Annotated in this window: 10 protein-coding genes and 7 tRNA genes; all 17 read right to left on the bottom strand. The window is 42.8% G+C overall.

The window, feature by feature from the left end; all coding sequences use genetic code 11:
- Positions 1–748 precede the first annotated feature (748 nt).
- A tRNA-Arg gene (locus CCC71_RS04400) sits at positions 749–823 on the bottom strand.
- A gap of 219 nt (positions 824–1,042) precedes the next feature.
- Entirely contained in the window at positions 1,043–2,323 is a 1,281-nt protein-coding gene (gene uraA, locus CCC71_RS04395; protein ID WP_127059219.1) for a uracil permease, read from the bottom strand.
- 170 nt (positions 2,324–2,493) lie between these two features.
- Positions 2,494–3,780, bottom strand: a complete 1,287-nt coding sequence (locus CCC71_RS04390) for an FtsW/RodA/SpoVE family cell cycle protein (RefSeq protein WP_296333081.1) — start codon at positions 3,778–3,780, stop codon at positions 2,494–2,496.
- 2 nt (positions 3,781–3,782) lie between these two features.
- A complete protein-coding gene (gene trmB / locus CCC71_RS04385) occupies positions 3,783–4,433 on the bottom strand; it encodes a tRNA (guanosine(46)-N7)-methyltransferase TrmB (protein WP_021840678.1) in 651 nt (216 codons plus the stop codon).
- Positions 4,434–5,058: 625 nt separating this feature from the next.
- Positions 5,059–7,953: a YadA-like family protein gene (locus CCC71_RS04380; RefSeq protein WP_296333079.1), complete on the bottom strand. Its 2,895-nt coding sequence runs from the start codon at positions 7,951–7,953 to the stop codon at positions 5,059–5,061.
- A 150-nt stretch (positions 7,954–8,103) separates the two neighbouring features.
- Positions 8,104–13,974, bottom strand: coding sequence for a hypothetical protein (locus CCC71_RS04375; protein ID WP_226974663.1), 5,871 nt, complete (start codon positions 13,972–13,974; stop codon positions 8,104–8,106).
- Between the two features lie 510 nt (positions 13,975–14,484).
- On the bottom strand, positions 14,485–14,949 hold the full coding sequence (tnpA, locus tag CCC71_RS04370; protein WP_156703932.1) for an IS200/IS605 family transposase: 465 nt from the start codon (positions 14,947–14,949) through the stop codon (positions 14,485–14,487).
- A 327-nt stretch (positions 14,950–15,276) separates the two neighbouring features.
- On the bottom strand, positions 15,277–16,389 hold the full coding sequence (locus tag CCC71_RS04365; protein ID WP_296333591.1) for an IS1249 family transposase: 1,113 nt from the start codon (positions 16,387–16,389) through the stop codon (positions 15,277–15,279).
- Positions 16,390–16,722: 333 nt separating this feature from the next.
- Positions 16,723–16,798, bottom strand: a tRNA-Val gene (locus CCC71_RS04360).
- 7 nt (positions 16,799–16,805) lie between these two features.
- Positions 16,806–16,880, bottom strand: a tRNA-Glu gene (locus CCC71_RS04355).
- 6 nt (positions 16,881–16,886) lie between these two features.
- Positions 16,887–16,962, bottom strand: a tRNA-Lys gene (locus tag CCC71_RS04350).
- An 8-nt stretch (positions 16,963–16,970) separates the two neighbouring features.
- Positions 16,971–17,045, bottom strand: a tRNA-Gln gene (locus tag CCC71_RS04345).
- A gap of 35 nt (positions 17,046–17,080) precedes the next feature.
- Positions 17,081–17,156: transfer RNA gene (locus CCC71_RS04340), tRNA-Asn, on the bottom strand.
- 7 nt (positions 17,157–17,163) lie between these two features.
- Positions 17,164–17,238, bottom strand: a tRNA-Gly gene (locus tag CCC71_RS04335).
- A 240-nt stretch (positions 17,239–17,478) separates the two neighbouring features.
- On the bottom strand, positions 17,479–18,342 hold the full coding sequence (gene larC / locus CCC71_RS04330) for a nickel pincer cofactor biosynthesis protein LarC (protein ID WP_295240969.1): 864 nt from the start codon (positions 18,340–18,342) through the stop codon (positions 17,479–17,481).
- A 2-nt stretch (positions 18,343–18,344) separates the two neighbouring features.
- Positions 18,345–19,409 carry a nicotinate-nucleotide--dimethylbenzimidazole phosphoribosyltransferase gene (locus tag CCC71_RS04325; protein WP_296333074.1) on the bottom strand — a complete coding sequence of 355 codons (1,065 nt, stop codon included), beginning with the start codon at positions 19,407–19,409 and terminating at the stop codon, positions 18,345–18,347.
- Positions 19,406–20,446 carry a nicotinate-nucleotide--dimethylbenzimidazole phosphoribosyltransferase gene (gene cobT, locus CCC71_RS04320; protein ID WP_295240982.1) on the bottom strand — a complete coding sequence of 347 codons (1,041 nt, stop codon included), beginning with the start codon at positions 20,444–20,446 and terminating at the stop codon, positions 19,406–19,408. Before cobT ends, CCC71_RS04325 begins: the two co-directional genes overlap by 4 nt.
- Between the last annotated feature and the right edge of the window lie 3 nt (positions 20,447–20,449).

The raw sequence follows: 20,449 nt of genomic DNA, 5'->3' as shown, positions 1-20,449 counted from the left end.
CATTCTATACCAATCATTCCTAAAAGTCAATAAAAATAATTGCAATAACATCTATTTCGCTCTTTCACATAAGATTGAAAAGGATATTTTATTCATATTTTAAGATTATAAATTCAATAAATTAAATATTTCTTCTTTATAAACCTATAACACTAAGAAATATGTATATCTTCGCCTTCAACATCCTCTTGCCATATAAATATTTTAGTTGCTATAGCATCTATATATACTACACCTAAAATCCAACAAACCACTACATACCACAACAAAACAGGCGCACTAAATTATCAATCCACAAAGCAACATTTCTGCACAACATAAACATCACCCCCCAGAAATCATATTTATGCAGAAAAAAATATACAAAAAAGCTGTAGCAAAATACCTATTAATCGAATTCTGCTACAGACTCGTCCTATTATTTATTCAAATATTCGCCTCTCATATCAAACAAAGTAAATTAAAGTTTTATTAAACTTCTCGACAGTACTATGCATTTCTTTTTAAATTTCTTCATAAAACTCAACATTCCACCATAAAATTTAGTCTAATCAAAAATCCGCTAGATCATCAAAATCAAATACTTACAAGATAAAAATATTATCTGCAAATACACACTTTTATGCTTTTACCATTTTACAAAAATCACATACGTATTTTTTATCTCACACGCTCCTTATTGAGTTCAATATTTGAATCAAATACACGAAAAAAGGCCTCTCGAAATTTCGAGAAGCCTTTATTTATCTGGTGCGCCTAGCAGGATTCGAACCTGCGCACCCGGTTCCGGAGACCGGTGCTCTATCCCCTGAGCTATAGGCGCATATTGGGATAACCTGATGTTTTCACAGTCACGAATCAAAACTAATACTTAATCATGAATCATAATTGCAAACCCCTTCAAGGTTACCCAATTATTATATCAGTGCTGATTATACACTGTCAAATACGGGCTAAGTCATAATCTAGCTATAATCTAGCTATAATCTAGTTATAACTTAGCCGTACCGTATACACGGCTCAATCAAAACACAACCTCAACTTAGTCGTGTTTAAGCTGTTTATTACCGATACCTGTTTTGCGAAGAATTGCAAAGCAAAGGCTTAAAATAACAGCTACTACGGTAGCGAGGCCCATGCCTTGAAGGACAACCGGGCCAAGTGTTACTTGAGCGCCGCTGAGGCCGGTGATCATAACGATAGACGTCAAAATCAAATTATCAGGACGTGTATAATCTACCTTACGTTCAACGAGCATACGCAAGCCGGATGCTGCGATGATACCGAACAACAAGATACTTACGCCACCCATAACCGGTACCGGAATAGCGTGGATTAATGCAGCGATTTTGCCGATAAAGGAGAAGATAATCGCTAACACAGCCGCCCCGCCGATAACGTACACGCTGAAAACGCGAGTAATGGCCAAAACGCCGATGTTTTCACCATAGGTCGTATTTGGTGTCGCACCAAAGAAACCGGACAGAATGTTGGCGATACCGTCGCCCAATAAAGAGCGTTCCAGGCCCGGATCTTTCATGAGGTCGCGACCTACGATGTTACTGGTTACCACCAAGTGGCCTACGTGTTCCGCAAATACTACGAACAAAGCCGGCATAATCATCAAAATTGCGTTAATATTGAAAACCGGTGTGGTCATATGAGGCAAGGAGAACCAAGCCGCTTCGGATACTTTTGAAAAATCGACTACACCCATGATGGCCGCCAACACATAACCGGACACAACGCCGATTAGTACCGGAATTACCGCGAAGAAACCACGGAAAATAACGGTGCCCAAGATAGTTACAATCAAGGAGAACATGGAAATGGTCACAACTTGTGTGTGGGTCATGCCCAAGGTTTGCCAGCTGTCACCAACGATGCCGGCCATGCCCATAGCTACCGGACCGAGTTCCAAGCCGATAACGGCGATAATGGCACCCATGGCTGCCGGTGGGAATAACAAATCAATCCAGCCGATACCAACGGCACGAACAATGAAGGACAATACTATAAAGGCTAAACCAAAGGCGATAAAACCGCCCTGTGCCGCTTCATAAGACATGCCGGCCGCCATAACGGATAATACCGGCGCGATAAACGCAAAACTGGAGCCCAAATAGGAAGGGATTTTCCCTTTACAAATAAATAAGTACAAAATGGTACCAATCCCGTTCATAAATAACGCCGTTGCCGGATCCGCTTTTAACAAGTACGGTACCAAAACGGTAGCCCCGAACATGGCGAATAAATGCTGGAAACTCAACGGCAACATGGCCGCGTTTGACGGCCGTTCAGATACGTCAATAAAGTCTTTCATTCCTCTAAATCCTTTCTGAAATCCTTTTAAACCCTTAATACTATAAAATATATAAACTTGCGTTTTAAAAACGCAGTCTAAAAACAGCCTGTTTGATATTAATATCAATAAAAGTTCAATTCATCAAGTGTCTTGTATACGATGAATTCATTCTGCTATCTTACGCGTCCTTACTTAACGCCACCAGCGGATGGTCTGAAACGACTACGCGTCTCTTCGCGAAGGGACGGTGCCACACCTTGTGCCCCAATCTGGCGATTAGCGAGCTCATTGCTGCGTGAAATGCTAAGCAAAATAGACACCGCAAAAATGTTCATCAATAACGAGGAACCACCATAAGAAACAAATGGCAATGGTACACCGGTAACCGGCAAAACGCCACAAACCATCAGCATATTGAAAAAGGCCTGCCCCCCAATGAGGCAAGTAATGCCGATAGCTAGTAGTTTTCCGAATAAATCACGGGCGTCAGCCGCCACACGCAAACCGTAAACAACAAACAGGAATATGACAATCGCTAAAAACAGCGCCCCCAATATGCCTGTTTCTTGAGCCCAAACGGCAAAGGCAAAGTCAGTATGAGCTTCCGGTAAGTAGAAGTACTTAGCCGTCCCCTCACCAAGGCCCTGGCCAAAAATCCCACCAGATCCGATGGCCACAAGACTTTGTACGCTTTGGAAGCTCTTGGTTAACGAATGGCCCCAAGGGTCCCACCACGCTAAAATACGGTCACGCCGATAATCAGAAACCCAAATCAAAACAATAAAACCAATTATCCCCATGAACCCGAGATATTTTAGTTGAGTCAAAGATGTTCGGCTCATTTTACCGATTATCATCAACAGTAAAGGGAATGCCAAAATTAACATGGCCGTCCCTGTATCCGGTTCTACCAGCGTAAGACCGGCAAATGCTATCGGCGCCCAAAGTGCTTTGGTTGGCCGATAGGTAAACGGCGGTGCAAATCGCCGCCCGTATAAATCGTGTTTTTCTAAAAGCTCTACATGAGGATAGCGCTTGCGCCAGTCTTCAATATATTTACAAGTCCAAATAATGCCGCCTAATTTAGCAAATTCCGACGGCTGAATCGATACGCCAAAAGGCAGGGAAATCCAGCGATACGCACCGTTAACTTGTACACCCGCAAAAACGGCTACCAATAAAACGATAAGAACCAAGGAAATTATATTTAAGAACTTTTCGTCTTTCAGCCTTCGATAATCCAGCCTATACACGCCTCGCCCTAAAAATAAACCGAGCGTTAAATATATGATATGTTTTACAATATTGCTGGAAAAGAACGAATCTTGACGCACTAAATCCACCGAGGTCACACTATAGATATTGAGACTCCCGATAATAATCCAAATGCCTACCATAACCATAATGGCCTGCGCATCATTGCGGAACAGCGTTTTCAAACTGAACGAAGGTAATTTTTTAACCTTTTGCGCCATAATTACGCCTCCTCAGGTTTAATTGCTTCCAGGCGGAAAATCGGCTGTCCTTTTTTGCTAAATTTTTCTTCGTATTCAGTCATTACATTCGGCGTATCCGTGCTGTGTAAATCGTAAGTCACATTTTTTAACGTCCAGCCGCATTCTTTAAATTCTTCTAAGGAGAACAAAAAGAGTCCTTCATTATCTGTTTTGAAATGAATTTCGCCCTGTGGTTTTAGTAAACGAGCATATCTATCTAAAAACGTACGATATGTTAAACGACGCTTCGCATGGCGTGCTTTCGGCCATGGATCGCAGAAGTTGATGTAAAAACGATCGATTTCCTCCGGTGCCACAACGTCTTCAATGCCGGCAATATCAAATAAAGATACTTTGGCGTTTGGCAAATTGCGTTCAAAAATCTTCTGAGCCGCGTAATATAAAACGCCGAGCTGCACTTCAAAGCCTACAAAATTGGCTTCCGGATGAGTTTCTGCCATGCCTGCAATAAAGCGGCCCTTACCGGTGCCAAGTTCAAAGTACAAAGGTTTTGTCGGGTCTTCGAACATCTCTCGCCACTTACCTTTGTGCGCCTCGTGGTTTTCTAAAATCACGTGGGAATCATATTCATGAATAGCCTCGTCAATCCAAGGTTTTCTACGTAATCGCATATTGTCTCCTTCACAACTTATGTTAAAATTCTCTATCTAATTAATTATATAGTATTGCTTTAAAATACTCAACGGAACAAGGGAAAAACATGATTCCCTTAATCGACTAAATTATTTTAGAGTTGTGTGATACAATTAAATTGAAATCACCGATAGCAGAAAATCACATTTGCTGCCTTAATATGAAGAGTGCCTTGTCTAATCATGGGTTGCGTCCTTCCGGTGATTTCTTTTTTTAAAAAAAACTAAAAAACAAATGAGGCTGTATCAAAATGTAGATTTACCCACATTTTAGATACAGCCTCATTTGTTTGAGAAGAATAGTTATTACTGCAGATTTTAAAGTCAACCAGTGTCCCCTGCAGCCAATGACTGCCACGGTTAACTAAATCTACATTTGCAGGAACCACTTACTTTGGCTCCTCCGATTCACCTCCCGCCTTAACACTAACCATAGAGTAAATGCTATATACACCCTTACATTAAAGGTACTGCCAACTACTTTGCTTTGCCTATTGCAAAAAGCTTAACTACTTGTACACTTAACATCTTTTAAGCACTTGTTCGCTTAACATCTTTTAACTACTTACACATTCCCAAGTTTTTAAAAACTAACTTCTTTAAACTATCGGGCAGCCATTAAGGACTGAACCAATTCTTCCAGTTTTTGAATGCGTTCGTTCTGACTTTCGTTCTGCGCTTTCAATTCGTCGATTTCACTGGTCTGTTTTTCAACATACTCAATCAAACGGCCTTTGCTCATGCCCGCATACGGATTGGAGTTACCGAACTTCATGCTGACGCCGACGTTCATCATGTTTTCCCCATTGCCCATAGAGCCGCCGATACTGAACAATGTATTTTCATTCGGACGATAGAAGGCACCCAAAGCTACTGCATTAGAACCGTGGTAAGTACCCATACCGGCCGTGAAGTTCCATTTGTTGTCAGGATCATAATCCAATGGATGTAAGGCTGCCAAGGCGGCGGCACCGGCGCCGGATTTATTGACTTTCGAGTCCAATTTGGAGATTTGACGAGCATTGTTCTGAACGGCTGTAGCTACACCACCGATTGCAGTTGCCATTTCTTGTCGAACCGTGTAAACCTGACCGGTTGTAGCAGCGTTCGTGCCATCCGCTGTAAGCTCAACAGCTTTCACATTCTTAATTTCCTTATCATTAGCATTGATGCCATCTTTGGAAATGTACGTCATGTTATTAACGGCAATGCTGTTACCAACCTTTAAGTCATCGTTTAAGGATAAGTTGTATTCGTTTTTGCCTTCCACTTTAACAGCGTTGATATTATCATCACCATTAATCGTAGTAGCTCCGGCCGTACCGGCAATACTCTTAGCAAAGTCCTTCAACTGACCTTCCGTAGCGGCGCGGTTATCGACAGCCTTTTCAGCATCCCAAGTTGTGTTAGTTAAGCCTGTAATTGTACGATTTGCCGTTTCACCTTCGCTTGGAGTTGTGCCGTCAATTGTAATACCACCTACTTTGATTTTTTCTTCAAGACTAACTTTTACGCCCTTCGTAGCATCATTTGCATCAACTTTTTCAGCCTTAACACCGGTTTCCGGATCGCCGACTACATTGGCTACGCCTGCTTTACCCTCGATTGTTTCAATCTTAGTGTTAATATTTGTGATATCCTTGTTGATATTGGTGATGTCATTGTTAATCTTAGTAATGTCTTTCTTAACATTGGTTACATCGCCTTCAACTTTTGTTACGCGGTTGTCTAAATTAGTGATATTCTTCGTATTATTTGTAACTTGCTCTACGAATTTAGAGTCTAGACCTACCTTGATGTCATTATCTTCTTGGGTAATCTGAACGTTAGAACCGTTAACGAAATTAATTACAGAGTCTTTCTTAATAGAACGTTCACCAGTATCATTTACTGTTAACTTCCAAGCACCTGCTTCACCAAGAAGTGTGTCGGTAATACCTAGTTTAGCCTTCCAGCTATCTACATTATCATCTGACAAGTTAGCTGCATCCACTCTTGCAGAAGAATCGGCAACTGCTTTCAGTTGTTTTTCAGTAGCGGCACGGTTTTCAACAATGCCATTTGCGTCCGGATTCCAATCGGTATTGGCTAAACCTGTAATGAATAAACCATCTTCGGTCTTACCATCCTTAGTTGTTGGTACTGCTTTCTGATTAGCTATGTAGATACCGCCGGTAAGAGTGCCATCTTCAGCAGTCGTTCCACCAATGCGAATACTACCGTCATTCAAGTTAAGGTTCTTCGCTAATTTAACGGTTAAACCACTTTTTTCTTCAGCAACAACACCGATGTTGTTATCCGTGAGCATACTTGCATCACTAATGCCGCCTTTAACTTCTAAGGTTTCATTGAGTTTCTTAGCGATAGTTACATTTTCTGTATCACCGGCAAATTTCAAACCATCTTCCAGAGTAGCTACTGTATGCTCTTTATTGTTTTCATCAACATAAACGATACGAGTCATACCATCCTTGCCGTTAGTACCATCAACACCATCAGCACCGTTTTTCACGGAGATTTCGCCATACGCGTTTTTACCAGGTTGGCCATCTTCACCGGCAGGGCCTTGTGGACCAACTAAACCGATGCTGCCAGGTTTACCGTCTTTGCCATCCTTGCCAGGTTGCCCGATAACAACTTGATTCTTCAATTTAAGGTCGTAAACCTTCTGACCGTTAACGTCTTTAACAGCCATAGTGAGGTTATTATCGCCAATGTAATCGCCTAACTCACCATCAGCACCGGCTTCAGCAGATTTACCATCGAGAGTAAGTTCGGTGTGAGCTCCACCAACCGAAGTCACCACGTTGGAAATAGCTGCATTCAACTGATCTTCGGTTGCTGCACGGCCACTTACTATGCCGTTAGTCGCCGGATCCCATTTAGTATTGGTTAAGCCTGTAATAAAGGAACCATCATCAGTTACACCATCTTTAGTTGTTGCTATGCCTTGCTGCTTAGCGATGTAAATACCACCGGTAACAACGCCATCTTCACCGGTTGTACCACCAATACGTACACTACCGTCAGCCAAGTCTATGTTCTTAGCCAATTTAACGGTTAAACCACCATCAGATTTGGCCACAACACCGATGTTGTTATCTGTTAACAAGCCTGCATCGCTGATGCCACCTTTAACTTCTAAAGTTTCATTGATTTTCTTAGCGATGGTTACATCTTTTGTATCACCGGCAAATTTCAAGCCGTCTTCCAGAGTAGCTACCGTATGTTCTTTATCGTTTTCATCTACGTAAACGATACGAGTCATACCGTCCTTGCCATTCGTGCCATCAACACCATCAGCACCATTCTTCACGGAGATTTCGCCGTAAGCATTCTTACCCGGTTGACCATCTTCACCGGCAGGACCTTGAGGACCAACTAAACCGATGCTACCAGGAGTACCGTCTTTGCCATCCTTGCCAGGTGTGCCGATAACGACTTCGTTACTAAGTTTGAGATCGTAAACCTTCTGACCGTTAACATCTTTAACAGCCATAGTGAGGTTGTTATCGCCAATGTAATCCCCTAACTTGCCGTCAGCACCGGCTGTTGCCGATTTACCATCGAGAGTAAGTTCCGTGTGAGCGCCGCCAACGTCTGAGGATACTTTAGCAATAGCTTTTTCTAACTGATCTTCGGTAGCAGCTCAGCTACTTACGATGCCGTTAGTCGCAGGATCCCACTTAGTATTACCTAAACCGGTAATAAACAAGCCATCTTCAGTTTTACCGTCCTTAGTCGTTGGTACAGCTTTCTGGTTAGCGATGTAAATGCCACCGGTAACAGCACCGTCTTCACCGGTTGTGCCACCTATACGTACACTACCGTCAGCTAGGTCAAGATTTTTCGCTAATTTAACAGTTAAACCACCTTTGTCTTGAGCAACGACACCAATGTTATTGTCCGTGAGTAGACTTGCATCGCTAATGCCGCCTGTTACTGTTAATGTTTCATTGAGTTTCTTAGCGATAGTTACATTTTCTGTATCGCCGGCAAACTTCAAGCCGTCTTCCAAAGTAGCTACTGTGTGCTCTTTATCGTTTTCATCAACATAAACGATACGAGTCATACCGTCTTTACCGTTAGTGCCATCAACACCATCGACGCCGTTCTTAACGGAAATTTCGCCGTAAGCATTCTTACCAGGTTGTCCATCTTCGCCGGCCGGACCTTGAGGACCAACTAAACCAATGCTACCAGGTGTACCGTCTTTGCCATCCTTACCAGGTTGACCTATGACAACTTCATTCTTCAATTTGAGGTCATAAACTTTCTGTCCGTTAACGTCTTTAACAGCCATGGTGAGATTGTTTTCACCAATGTAATCGCCTAACTTACCATCAGCACCGGCTGTTGCGGATTTACCGTCAAGAGTAAGTTCGGTATGAGCTTTAGCAATGGTTTCTACAGTTTTAAGCTGTGCCAAGTTAACCGCATCAGTAGCTTCCGTACCAGCCGCAACATTAATAATTTGACGAGTTGCACCCGAACCACCTACTGAAACGGCACCATAACTAGGTTTATAGGCTGCAATAATACCAGTTCGTTTTTCAAAACTTTCAGTCATAGCGTTTGCAGCATCTACGTAAGCTTGTATTGCATTTGGATCTCTCGGATTTTGCTGATATGCCACTAATTTTTCCTGGAAAATTTGAACTTTTTCAACATAATCTTGATTCGCCTGTTCGAATTCAGCAGTTTTACCTAGATAAGCTGCTACTGATGCATCATCCGTAAAGGTCACACCATCAGGTGAATAGCCATATACTTCAGCACTTCGATTAGCCACTGCACCTAACCCCAAGGCAACCCCCGATTTTTCTGTTACAGACGTTCCATAGCCTAAGGCTGTACCGCCTTGAATAGTAACAGAACTGTTAATACCTATGGCCATGCCATAATTTGCGTTATTAACATTTGCCATAGAACCAATAGCAATACCGGAATCAGAGTTTATTACTTTCGAGAATGTGCCCAAGGAAGTTCCATAATTTGAACTACTAACAATAGCCGATTGCCCTACAGCAGTCCCCTGGAGTGAATTAGTAACATTAGCCCTTGTACCGAGTGCAGTTCCAAATAACGAATTATCTACTATAGCCCCGTAACCAATTGCAGTACCTTGTTCCGAACCGGTTACCTTAGAAGTGGCACCATACGCACTGCTAAAATTAGAATTACTAATTTCAGATTGGGAACCAATAGCAACAGCACTTGCAGACGTTACTTTTGTTTTAGGACCAATAGCAATCGAGTTATCTCCCGTAGCCCCATCATTAAGTTTATTCTCAGTTTCGGCAGATTTAATAGATACGTATTCAATCTTATTGGCATCGACTTTATTAGTAAGAGCAGTTAACTGAGACATATTTACAGCATCGGTACCATCAACACCAGCTGCCACGTTAGTAATTCGTTGATTACCATTGTCTAGGCCAGTTGAACTCAACTTCACCGCTCCTACAATCGGACTTTCGACAGCCGTTAAATCTGCACCATCCTTGGTATAAGTCTGCGAATCTGCATTATAAACCGCATCTGTTAAATCCGTGTACCATTTACCATCTTCACCTTTAACTAGAGGGTTACCGTCTGCATCTTTTGCGGTTTCTGCAAAGGTTACACTACCATCAGCCAAGTTAAGGTTCTTAGATAATTTAACACTTAAAGAACCACTGTCTTTGTCTGCTACAACACCGATATTATTATCTGTTAATGTTGTAGTATCTGTATTACCACCGGAAATAATTAATTCAGTGCCTAGATTGCGATGAACAATAGTATCACCATCGCCTTTAAAGTTAAGGCCTTCAGCCTCTACAGCTTGTAATTGAGCCACGTTAACCGCATCATAATCAGCAGCACCACCTGCTACGTTAGTAATACGACGACGATTGGCTTCAACCGTGGTTTCACCGATAGTATATTCAGCATTACCGACAGATACGACGCCATTTTCTTTTGTAAAAGCTTCATCAGTTAAATAAGCTTTAGTGGCAACATTATCACCTACATAAGCTAAAGATTCATAACCTAATGCTACAGAATTATCAATAGCTGCACGAGAGTAACTACCTGATGTAGCAGATTTATTGATTGCCGTCTTTCCATCTAAACCTTGAATTGTAGAAAGAGTACCGATAGACACAGAATCTTCACCGACACTAGTTGCCCAGTGGCCGATAGCAGTCGAATTTTTACCAGTCGCACGCGCTTGTTTCCCTAAAGCTGTCGCGTAATGATCTTTTGCTACGGCATTTACCCCTATTGCTATGGTATTGGTATCATAAGTTTCAGCACCGGCACCTACGGATAATGTTTGGAAGCCAAAAGCTTTGGCTGCAAAACCTAATGCAGTAGAGTTCATATGCTCTTTACCTACTTCAGGTGTCGTGTCATCTCCTTCACTAATTCCATCTGAAGGTATACCGATTCCCCCACCAGAATCACGTATCGAGCCAATATATGCATTTCTACCGATTGCAGTGCCATTATAAGCGGTGCTTTCTGTAGTTGCACCTTGACCTAAACCAACCGAACGACTCCCTTGCACTTTTGCCGTAGGACCAATAGCCGTTGTATTTTCGCCCAACGCCTGCGCCATTGTGCCGATAGCTACCGAGTTTTCTGCAGCCGAGGATGTTGCTGCTAAAACACCAATACCCACTGACTGAAGCCCTGCTGTCTTAGCACCATATGAAGCAGCTAAAGACAAATGACCTGACGCTTCTGTATCTTGAGCAATGGCAATACTCCATGCCCCAGTCGCTTTCGCCTGATTCCCCAACGCCAATGACTGTGCATTTAATGCCTGTGCATTAAACCCTAAAGCCGTCGCATCAACGCCTTTTGCCACAGCATCTTGACCAATCGCTACAGCATGTTTGCCGTCACTAACAGTATCATAACCGACTGCTATTCCACCTGTTTGTTTTGTCTTTGTCCGATACCCTATAGCGACAGCCTTTTCCGCGTCTTTATTAACTTGAGCTTCTATACCAGCTGCCACTGAGTAAAGTCCACCTGCACCACCGGTTTCACTCATCAATCCATAGTTATTCCATGTAGGATCTGTAGCTTCTTTTATATTTGCATGGAAATAACCTTTACTATTATCTTCAAGACTTTCAGTTTTAGTATCTACTAAAGTCTTCAGCCCTTTCAGCTGTGCCACGTTAACTGCATCAGTATCTTCACTACCTGCAGCTACATTGGTAATTTGACGAGTATCACCCGCAGTACCTACGGAAATAGCACCTAAACCGGAGCGGTACGCAGATACAATCGCATTACGAGCATCAAAGCTAGCTTCAGCAGCCTTACTTGCTTCTTCATATTCTGTTTTTAATTGTTCATTATCAGGATCATCAGCTAAAGCAGCTTTTTTCTCGTTATAAACAGCTAATTTAGCGTTAAAATCTTCTGTTGCTGTCTGATACGCTTCTGCTTTTCCAATATAAGCAGCAATATCTTCATCTGCTCCAAAGCCTACGCTATCTACATTATAGCCATGTACCTTACTTCCTCTATCGGCTACAGAGAACGCACCTAATGCTACACCGGTATTCACATTAGCTGCTGAATCATACCCTAATGCCATAGAGGCACCACCGGATGCAGCAGAATAACTACCTAAAGCCACTGCACTTCCAGCGCTAGTACTAGCCGAGTACCCTAATGCTGTAGCAAAACTGCCATTTTGAGCACTAGCATAAGGTCCCACTGCTACAGATTTCTCTGAAGTAACGTTACTATAATGGCCTAAAGCAGTACTTAACTTGGCACTGGCTACAGAACTTTGCCCCATTGCCATACTCCAATTGCCAGTAGCTTCTGCATTTCCACCAATACCAATGGTCCCGTATCCCAAACCTTTAGTATAGGTACCTATAGCGATGCCCATTACATTATCAGCTTCAGCTCTATTACCAATTGATACTGCTCCTACACCTGTAGCTTCCGTTGTGTCACCGATAGCAACTGCACCGCGAGCAGTTGCTTTAGCCAAAGAGCCCATAGCATTAGATTGGAATACCGCTTTTGAGCCTTGACCGACGGCTACACCACCTTGCCCCGACACAACAGCACCACTACCAATGGCAACAGCCAAACCACTACCACCATGCTCAGGATCCGAATCCATAAAAGCACTCGCACCATTACCGATGGCTACACTATATCCGGCTGCCTTAGCCACATTACCAATAGCTACATCAGCCTGCAAAGAATCTCCTGCAACCGAGCCTAAACCAATAGCTACGCTATGTTCTGAAGTTGACGATGAATTTTGGCCAATAGCTACCCCACCATTTGCAGTAACGTTACGCCCAATAGCAACTGCACCTTCATAAGTAGCACTTGCTTTCGGTCCAATAGCAACCGTATCCGTTGCGGTTGCTCCATCATTTCCTTTATTTTCTTCTACAGAAGAGTTAATTGAAACATACTCTATCTTATTCGCGTCAACTTTAGTATTAAGAGCTTTCAACTGAGCCACGTTAACGGCGTCAGTATCTTCACTACCAGCTGCTACACCGGTAATTTGACGTGTCGCAAAATCTGTACCTACCGAGGCAGCACCAAAATACGATTTATACGCAGCCGTAAGTTTTAATAGAGCTTGTTGGCTGGCAACCCATTTTGCTTCAGCTTCTTCGGCCACCACTCTTAATTCTTCATTACCTCTATCAGCTCTCCATGCCGCATATTTTTCGTCATAATCTTTTTTATTCGCTGCAATAATATCTACAGTTGCATTATACTCGTCTATTTTTCCAAGATAAGTAAGTAATTCGGCATCACTTGTAAACGCCGCATGATCTACTGTATAGCCGTAGGTATCATAGCCCCTATCTGCCACACTCTTAGCCCCAATTGCTACGGAAGAGCTAGTGGCAGCAACAGCATTATGACCTAATGCAATTGAATCTGCACCACTCGCATTTGAATAACCACCTATGGCCATTGAATAATTACCGGTAGCCTGTGTTTGAATCCCCATGGCCATGCTGCGTTTTCCTGATGCAATACTCTTAATGCCCATGCCAATAGATCCACTGCTTTTTGCTTCCGCTCTATCACCGATAGCAATGGATGATTCAGCCAAGGTTTCCGTATTACTTATCGCAGTATTACCAATCGCAATACCGGACTTTCCATATGCCTCTGCGCCCGGACCAACGGCAAGAGATCCTTCGCCCAGTGCTTTTGAGTTAGTCCCATAGGCCGCACTATGCCCAATACCCGTAGCTGTAGCATTCCAACCGACAGCAGTATTCGATGAATTCGCGTTGGCATTAGCATTTGTACCAATGGCTACAGACGTGTCCATTTTTGTAGCCGAATTTTCCCCTATAGTAACGCCCGGACCTTCTCCCAATTGTAACTGCTGAATCACCGCATCATATACGGCCTGTTGATCTTCTGTGAGATCCGCCGCCAACACACCTAAACTCGGGTATAGCACCGAGCTCGTAAGCAATGACGCCACTAACAGCGCTCTGGATTTTTTACTCATAAGATGTATCCCTTTCAATTAACACTAACCTAATCGTCCCCATGTAGTGTAAGTAAAAAATTATCCAATACTTATCGTGTTTCTATATTCAGTTTTAATTCCCCAAAAAAGATGATTAAATATTATATATTATATCCACATTAATCATTTATAGTATTATAATGACATATTTATCAAAATTAATCAAACTTTTTCTTAAAATTAATTTTAAATTTTATTAATTCCTACTTTCTAAAGAACCTTATAAATTCTGTATTTCTCTTTTTATTCACATTTATTTTTGATGCATTTATCGTTTATATTTATGTCATATCAATAACATAGTAATAACTTAAAATTATATATGCTATTTAACAAAGTGCAAAATCATAACCACCCGTAGAACGGGTGGTTTGCTCTGACCCTATAAGGGTCTTTCTCTAGTGGTTGCCCTCTAAAGAGGGCTTTGAGTAATCTGACAACCACTCTATTACCACTGGCTGCCCCCTACTCGGGGGCTTTTATTTTTGCCTACTTTACCTGCTCACCCGTGAACGGGTCCATATATTCTTTAAAATTTAACGTATCTTGAGCTATATCTTCTTGTAATTGATTGCGAATATACTCCTTTATCGCTCCTTCGTATCTGCCTACCGTATCCACATAATATCCTCTACACCAAAAATGTCGATTCCCATACTTATATTTTAAATTAGCATGTTTATCGAATATCATGAGGCTACTTTTACTCTTTAAATACCCCATAAAACTTGATACACTTAAATGTGGAGGTATAGTAACGAGCATATGTATATGATCGGGGCAGCACTCCGCCTCTATAATCTCCACATTCTTTCTTGTACATAAATCTCTTAATATTTTCCCTATATCAACTTTTATTCGCCCATATATAACTTGTCGTCTATACTTAGGTGCAAAGACAATATGGTATTTACATCTCCATTTACTATGTGATAAGCTTTTTACGTCATTCATTGACATTGAACCTCCTAAGTTGAAATGTTGTGGTTGCCAGACCAACTTCATTGTATCATTAGGAGGTTCTTTCCTTTTCTATAAGAATTTTTTACCAACCCCCAGTTTAACTGGGGGTTTTGTCATGCCTATTCGGCGTACAAAAATAAAAGGTGACGGTTAACAAACCGCCACCTTATCAAGTGTAAAAGCAAAATATGCTTAAATTTTTCAATCTGAAAACGTTAGTTATAAATCGTCTTTAAAAAGTATTATATCACAAAGACAAATGTCTATTATCACTAAAATAAGGCTTATAGGACAAAAAGTGTGTGTGGCTTTTTTAAATTAATCCCAATAAATTGGAAATTCCGTGGACATATGGAACTCATTCCAAACAATGGCATCCCCCCATTGCGGCAAGATATTATCCACACGGTTATTCCGCATTATCCTACGGTAAGTAGCAGCGATTGTTTTATCTGTAGGCATACATTTTAATATTTCAGCAACAGGAAGCGGTCTAGGTGAGTGCTCGTAACACCACCAATAGACCGCTTTTAATCGTCTTTCTAAGGATAACCCTCTGTGATCTCGTAACATCCCCCTAAGTTGCGCATTAACGCCTCCTTCCAGTCGATTGTTCGTTGTAGGTACGGTAATATCTACAAACGTCAGGTAGGTAAATAGAGTGTCATCTCTAATTAATCGTAAAAGTCCTGCCTCAGCTTTTAAGAGGCGTTCATGAGTAGCCCTTTTATTCCCATTTTCGTCGACTGTCATTTCCCGTAAGAAGTCATCAAATTCTTCTCTCCAAGCTAATAATCCATCAATCCAAGTATAAGCATCATCTATCGATTGAATCTTAAATAAACGCTTTGCCAGTTCATATAAAGCCTTGCCGGCTATTGTTTTTGGTGCAGAAGTTGTATACCTTCTTACTTGCGCAAAAACGTGAAATAAACAACGTTGATGGTTACTTGTCGGCCACCTCTTTGCCAAGGCCTTAGCAAATCCGGATCCGCCATCTGAGATAACAACACGCGGAGGAGCAATACGGTCCATTAATGCTTGCCAAGCTCTAGAGTTCTCATATCTACATACATACCAGCCTAACACATGGTCCTTACTACAACAAATAAGTACACAGAGCTTACGCGTTAGGTATATGCCGTCAAAGTAAAGCACATCATATACTTCCTCAATCTTTGGTGGAAGGCACCATATGGACCAAAATTTAGCGGTTTTACGTCTAAATGTACGCCCGCCTCCAGGCATATCCTGCTGCATCTGTTTACTAAATAACCATTTCAAAAACAGCTTTAGATTATGACTATCGGTGTTAATTTTGTTAGTGAAAGCGACTTTACAGTGCTTACAAAACCATCGCTGAGAACCGGATTTCAATATACCGTGTTTTATACATTTTCGACCACAATCAGGGCAAACTACTTGTTTAATATTAATCATCCTCCTATTTATGTTTTTATTTAGGAAGATATAATACCATTTTAGTCAGTAGTTATGTGGGTTCACGCATGTTTTTACACACACTTTTTGTCCACCCTTTATCTTTGTCAAAAAAAGATAAAAGTGCTATAAACCCAGTATCTATCTAGGTTTACAGCACTTTTTACACACACTTTTTGTCCTATAACTCTAAAATAACTCGAACGTTCGCGATACACCATTATTAATCGTCAGACATTTATAGGCTCTACTGCTATGTAAAATCTTAAAAATAAAACGAGCACTTGATACCCATACGGAGTATCAAGTGCTCGTTTTTCTATATGGTGGACGATGACAGGATCGAACTGCCGACATCCTGCTTGTAAGGCAGGCGCTCTCCCAGCTGAGCTAATCGTCCATGAAGTTGGTGACCCGTGGGGGAATCGAACCCCCGATACCGCCGTGAAAGGGCGGTGTCTTAACCGCTTGACCAACGGGCCGGAAAGTGGTGACTCATCCGCGACTCGAACGCGGGACACCCTGATTAAAAGTCAGGTGCTCTACCAACTGAGCTAATGAGTCATGTAAATTGGCAGGGGTAAAAGGATTCGAACCTTTGAATGACGGAGTCAGAGTCCGTTGCCTTACCGCTTGGCGATACCCCTATATATACAAAGGTATAAACCTGAGTAAATAAAAATGGCTCCCCGAGTAGGACTCGAACCTACGACCGATCGGTTAACAGCCGATTGCTCTACCGACTGAGCTATCGAGGAATGAAAGTGGAGCGGAAAACGAGATTCGAACTCGCGACCCCCGCCTTGGCAAGGCGGTGCTCTACCACTGAGCTATTTCCGCATTTCACAACATAAACTATTCTACACCGTTAACTGTATTTTGTCAAGCACTTTTTTAACTTGACTGCATTCAAAGTGTCTTGTCCCTGACTGCTTAATTATAATATCAAAGAACTAAGGCCCATGTCAACACTTTTGTAAAAATATTTGTACAAATATTTTACAAAAGCATAACGGCCCACCAATTGAAGGTGAGCCGTCACTGTTACCTTGTGTTAAACACTTCATTTAAAGGCTGTATTTACGCCTCAAAGAGGGTAAACACATTAGGGATAGGCAAATCCATGGAACCGAGACCAACACCCTTTTTAGAGGCTTTTTCAGCTTTATCCATCATGGAAAGCAATGCCATTTGTATTTCTTCTTTAGATGGCGCCGCTGCCCCCGGTTGGAAACCGATGGCATTCAATGTTTTCACCAAAGTCGCCCCTGTGGGTGTTACCAATTCCCCTTGCACAGGCGTCACATAAGTGGGAACACCTTCCAAAAGGTTCGCCGTAGCGGGCGTAGGAATATCCATGAGGCCGTGCTCGCATTTCACCTTCCCCTGACCCAAATGGAGCGGCGAAAAGATAATGCCGGTCACGCCGAGATATTCCAAGCAAATCATAGTGCCTACAATATCGATGATGCAATCAATGGCGCCCACTTCGTGGAAATGCACTTCCTCCAAGGTTGTATTATGCACCTTTGCTTCTGCCATGCCTAAATTTAAAAACGCAGCCAAAGCTTTTTCTTTTACCCAATCGGATAAAGGAGCCTCTTCAATGAGGGCTTTAATATCCGGATAATTGCGCCGTTCCCCATGAGCATGGGTATGAGAGTGAATGCCATCATGCGTGTGCCCATGAGTGTGGGTATGAAAATGAACACCATCATGACTGTGCGTATGAGTGCGGCCTTTACCCTTCAATTTCACGTCAAAATAAGTACCTGCGACGCCCAGTTTTTCACGTTGTTCATGAATGAGCGAAAAGCCGCTCAAATTAAGCGGTGCCAATGACTTTTTAAAGTAATCAAACGGTACCCCGTAGTTAAGCAAGGCGCCGATCATCATATTACCGCTGATACCAGACGCACATAAACCGTGTAAATACTTACTCATAATTACCGTCCATCCTGGCGCTTGTTGCCGGGGCCGTCTTCGGCTACGGTCACCGTGGCTTCGCCAAATGTTTTCATATCGTTTAACATGTGAAGCGACGCATCCACCACGGACAAGCCCATAACGGATCCCAACGCTTCATCCATTTCCAAATCATAATACAAGAACGAGCTGATACCCAAGAATTTCATCTGCGCTTTGTGTACCGGTTCTTTGTATGCCGCCGATTGGAATACGAAGTCCATCACGGCCGGATTAATGGCACGTGCTACCAATAACGCAGCGCCGGTCACGGCATTGTCAAAGACTACGGCCATACGGTTATGGGCGGCACCGAGGTAAAAACCGACCATAGCGGCAATATCTAAGGATCCTACCGTTTGCAATACTTTCAAAGGTTCGGACGCACTTAAGCCATAGTGCTGTAAAGTGGCACTCAAACGATCTGCTTTTTCCTGAATGGACAAGGTGCATTCGTTATCAGTCAACAATTCAGCCATCGGATAACCGGTAATGGCTGCTGTTACGGCCAAACCGCTTAACAAGGTGCGTTCCCCTACATTGCCGATGGCCACGGCTTGCACGCCTTTGCCGGCCAATTCATCGGCCATCTGAAAACCAACTTCCAAAGCCGCTTCCATTTCTTCCGCCGTCATAGCCGGACCTTTTCCGAAGAAACGAGCGCCGTTGGCTACTTTTTTATTTACAATGCCTTTTACGTTGGCCGTATCTTGTTCCAGACCTACGTCAACAACAATTACGTCAGCTTCCAGTTTCTTAGCCGCCGCACCGGTTGCACTGTGACCACTGCCAAGGCGCGTAACAGCGGCTAAGCTTTCCTTCCCTTTCGTGTGGTTTTGTATACCGTCAACGGCCGTATCACCGGCAAAAATAAGAACGCCGTTTTTAATATGGTTTGGCTGTTCCACATTGTAAATACCGGCTAAGCGAACAGCGATTTTTTCCAATTGCGCCAAACTGTAAATCGGCTTAGTCAAATTATCTACGCGAAGTTGGCAAGCATCCATGCATGCCTCATTTAATGGTTTTATCGTAAACTCTCTCATGCCTGCTGTCCTCCTTCTAATTCCTGATACATGCGCACCGCTAAATCGAGCATGCCCATTTGAATGGAGCCGCCCGATGCTTCACCGAGGCAGAGACCGAGGTTAACATACGCCTCAAGGCCCAAGGTATTTAAAGCGCGATTATGCGCTTTTTCGGCGGATAAATGGGAGGCCATTACATAATCCATGCTTTCAGGCACCAGGGAATGCGCTACCAACGCACAAGCGGTGGTGTTAAAACCATCGATGATGACCATCGTATGAGCAGCCGCCGCACCGAGAATAATCCCCGTAATGCAGGCAAATTCCAAACCACCTACGGAATGCAAAATGCCGAGGCCGTCGTTTTTATCTATATGGGCGTATTTTTCCAACGCATCGTGAACCACTTTTTGTTTTACTTTAAGGCGTTCGTCGGAGATATTGGTGCCCCGACCGGTGGCCTGTTCTGCCGTAATACCGGCGAATTTTGCCGTCATAACAGCACTGGCAGTGGTATTGGCAATCCCCATTTCACCTACGAGAAATACATTATATCCTTCAGCGACTTTTTCATTAACGAGAGCAATGCCCACTTCCATAGCCTTGATGGCTTCTTCCTTGGTCATGGCCGGCTCTTTTAAAAAGTTGCGTGTTCCCATGCGGATTTTATTGTGGCGTAAGCCTGGCACCCAGTTCATGTCCGCTTTGATACCCACGTCGACTACTTCCATGTCGGTACCGCAATAATTGCCCAGCGCATTGGCACCGGCTCCTTTTGGAATCAAATAGTTCTGCGTCATACCGACGGTTACATCGATAGGATAGGCACTAACCCCCATTTCCGCTACACCATGGTCGGCGGCCGCAATAATCATACAGCGTTTCGGAATAGTCGGTGATTCTTGGCGCGTATCCATAGCATATTGCTTAACCATGTCTACCAATTTGCCAAAACTGCCGTACGGCGTAGCCTTGTCCCAAACGGCTTGAATTTTCTCACCGATGGCGGCATCTTTTGGGGTAATCTTTTTACAAGTTTCTTCAAATAAGCCCATCAT

The organism is Veillonella sp. LMAG:90 (assembly GCF_008679445.1).
Taxonomy (GTDB): Bacteria; Bacillota; Negativicutes; order Veillonellales; family Veillonellaceae; genus Veillonella_A.
Note: the sequence above shows the minus strand (reverse complement) of the source record. Positions and strands in the feature narration are given on the sequence as shown.